Here is a 2,783-nt window from a genome sequence, read left to right as displayed (position 1 = left end):
CCGGCGGCTCTTCTTCGTCATCTTCGCTCCTGATTCGCAGCAAGAATCCTCGCCGCTGTCAGGCAGAAAATCCACTCAAGCTACTGTCCGAATTTGCGGGGCCAGCTCTCCGGCGTGATCCGAGGGCATCAGCAATGAAACCTCGAATCACAATCGCGGTGAAGGTAGATGTTGCGGCCATCCTTTTTAGGGTGGCTCTCATCATCTCGCTTTTGTCGTGAGATAGGGCGGGGGGCTGGCTTGCTGGCCTCCCGCTTTTCTGCGCGTAGGGCGCAAATCCAAAGGAGTCGATCGTGGTGATGGCGTTCAACATCTCTCGCGACAGGTGGTCGCTGAAGGAAATTATAATGGACGAAGGCGATCGACCTGGGCAGGGCGGATTTGCCTTTGTTTTGGACGACGAACACTTTCCCTATTTCAAATATCCGAAATCGCGAGATTTCGCCGAAGCATTGAAATCGGCCGCGACGGGCAACCCGTCCGCCCCGATTGAACTGGCGGCAGATCTGAGCATTCAGGTCAGTCCGTCGTCGTCAGGCGACGTTGCAGTGAAAACACCATCCGGGGTTATTAGAAGTCTTAGCGACGACGAGGCCCAATGCCTTGCGAAGGACCTGATTTCTCCGCTAGCTCAAACAATCGCCAGTTAATCGGCGGTCATCGAAAGGAGCGGCGCGGATCACACCGCGCCCCGTTCGTTAGTGACCCTCAGTGCGCAACCAACCGCGCGGGATAGGCGTAGAAGAAAATCAGCCACGCCAGAAATGCAGTGACCGCTATTAGGAGCGCGGTGTGAACGTGGTAGGAATACGCGATTTTCAGGCGAAACCTTATTTGCTCAAAGAATCCCAGCCATGGGTATTCGTGCGGCCGGTCGAGTTGATACTTCATAAAGTCAACCTCATCATGGTTGATGCTGTATTTCTGAAGCGCCTGGTTGTATCGCTCGCAGAACTCTCGAAGTTCGGCCTCAGTCACATTGGGCATTTTTATTCTTATGTCGCGTTGAATTTCATCGATCTCAAGAGCGCAGCGCTGATGCTGCTCCGCGTTCACAACGTCGCCGCTCGAATATTGGAGTAAGGACGATACCAAGATGATGATCGAGAATGCGACCGTGATCAGATTTAGATTGTCCGTCACTTCCTGAGGGAGCTTCATGAAGTAAGGTAGGATTGTGAGCGCGATGACGTATGCAGAAGTGAATGCCGTCAACCGCGTTAATTTTCGATCCCGTGCGGCAAGGCGCTGCGACGCGTGAAACCGCGCCGCAGAAGTTGATTTTAGCGACCCCAAAAATTTGGCAGAGTATTCGGTCATTGAACACCATCTCGTTTTTCGATCAAAGGCTATATCCGATCGCCTCGATCATCGCCACACGATCCCGCAGCGGGCCTTCTGGCATGATGCCGTATCTGCCGGTCGTCGTCGATTTGGTGTGACCCAGGAGCGGCCCAAACTGTTCGTCAAGATACCCCGCGCGCCGGAATGCATCGGCAGCGCCGTGTCGGAATGAATGGAAGTTGTGCCTCTTGTCGCTCTTGGCGCCGATCCTCTTGAAGTAGCCGGCGAAGAACCGCGAGGGTGTCCGCGAGAAAAAGCCTCGCGTGTCCGGCTTCAACTGCGGGAACAGCTGTTGCTCGCCACGCGCGACCATCTTGGCGTGGTAGTCGAGCAGCCCCAGCTTGATCAGCTCACTGTGTATTGGAACGACGCGTTCTGAACCGCCGGTCTTTGTGCTCTTGAGCCGCGATCCCTCGCGCGTGACGTGTAGCACCCACACGCCATGGCAAGTCCATGGCACTCAGCCGCATCAGCGCCAGGTTGGGTAGGGGGCCGTCAATCTGGGTGATCCGGACGTTCACCGGGCCACCCCGCATTCCGAACGCAGGAAATTCCCCAGCGTCGTCAATGGGCGAACGGACCCAGAAAGTGCGGACCGGCTGTTGATTTTATTGAAAGATCCGGCGGATTTCGATTCCGAGGGTCGGAGGTTCGAATCCTTCCGAGCGCGCCACTAAAAACCATTACAAATCATACGGTTCCCGAATTCTGGCCGGCTCGTCCTGGCCATTTCCTTGTCGCATTTTGTCCGAGCCTCGCGTCGTCAACTAGCCTGCTCCGCCGATTGCCCTCGGTTGAAGCGGGTTTTTCGTAAAATGGCGTTCTAAGAAATCCCATCGGCTAGAAGGACTTTCTGTTACATCCGGAGCGCCCCGCGCTCGCAAATTCTTACCTCTCTGGAAAGAGCAACGACAATTCAGCCCGCAATTGCCAACTAGGCGTGCCGGTTGGTCGAACAGCGTTGTAGTAACCGGATATGTATGCACTCACAGGCTGGTCGCCGAGCTTGAAAATCCGACCAATGCCGCCCCCAACCGGGACGATCCATTGCTGTCCCGGTGCTGCCAGCCAGTTTGATGTGATGACTGGTGAACTTGTCAGGAACCATCCGTGCGCCATGTTGTAGTTGACAAATGGCTGCGCGAGAAACTGGTTGACGCTCTGTCGCAACGGGTCTCCACCAACTGACCACTGATTGTTCATCAGTACGCCGATCACCCAGTGCCCCGGCGTTGTGAGGAAGACTGCCGTGGGACCGAGCAGCACTTTTCCCTGTCCAAGAATAGGATCGGTCGCGGACGGAACCGTAAAGACCGGACCGAGGCCCCAAAGAGCTATGGCGGAATCTGGGTGATGACGGTGTGAGGAAGGCGGCGTATCGAGGCGGGTGACGAGCCTGCCAGAACCTCTCGAGGAGAGCGATACGCCATGACCGAGAC

4 protein-coding genes and 1 pseudogene are annotated in these 2,783 nt (G+C 55.9%); 2 read left to right on the top strand and 3 right to left on the bottom strand.

The genetic code is table 11. The features are described from left to right. On the top strand, window positions 1–221 hold a 221-nt coding region (locus QJT78_RS49920), incomplete at its 5' end, for a hypothetical protein (protein ID WP_281460817.1). A gap of 72 nt (window positions 222–293) precedes the next feature. Continuing rightward, the gene (locus QJT78_RS49915) at window positions 294–650 is read left to right on the top strand and encodes a hypothetical protein (protein ID WP_157791306.1); all 357 of its coding nucleotides are present in this window, start codon (window positions 294–296) and stop codon (window positions 648–650) included. Window positions 651–708: 58 nt separating this feature from the next. Here QJT78_RS49915 and QJT78_RS49910 read toward each other — a convergent pair whose 3' ends face one another. The 3 genes and pseudogenes from QJT78_RS49910 to QJT78_RS49900 all read right to left on the bottom strand — a co-directional run. Next, window positions 709–1,320 carry an SLATT domain-containing protein gene (locus QJT78_RS49910; RefSeq protein ID WP_157791305.1) on the bottom strand — a complete coding sequence of 204 codons (612 nt, stop codon included), beginning with the start codon at window positions 1,318–1,320 and terminating at the stop codon, window positions 709–711. A gap of 22 nt (window positions 1,321–1,342) precedes the next feature. Further along, window positions 1,343–1,777 carry a tyrosine-type recombinase/integrase gene (locus QJT78_RS49905; protein WP_157791304.1) on the bottom strand — a complete coding sequence of 145 codons (435 nt, stop codon included), beginning with the start codon at window positions 1,775–1,777 and terminating at the stop codon, window positions 1,343–1,345. A gap of 455 nt (window positions 1,778–2,232) precedes the next feature. After that, window positions 2,233–2,783, bottom strand: a pseudogene (locus QJT78_RS49900) (neuromedin U); the annotation flags it as partial.

Origin of the sequence: Bradyrhizobium sp. Mp27, assembly GCF_029953005.1 — a bacterium.
In the GTDB taxonomy this organism is placed as follows: Bacteria; Pseudomonadota; Alphaproteobacteria; order Rhizobiales; family Xanthobacteraceae; genus Bradyrhizobium; species Bradyrhizobium barranii.
Note: the sequence above shows the minus strand (reverse complement) of the source record. Positions and strands in the feature narration are given on the sequence as shown.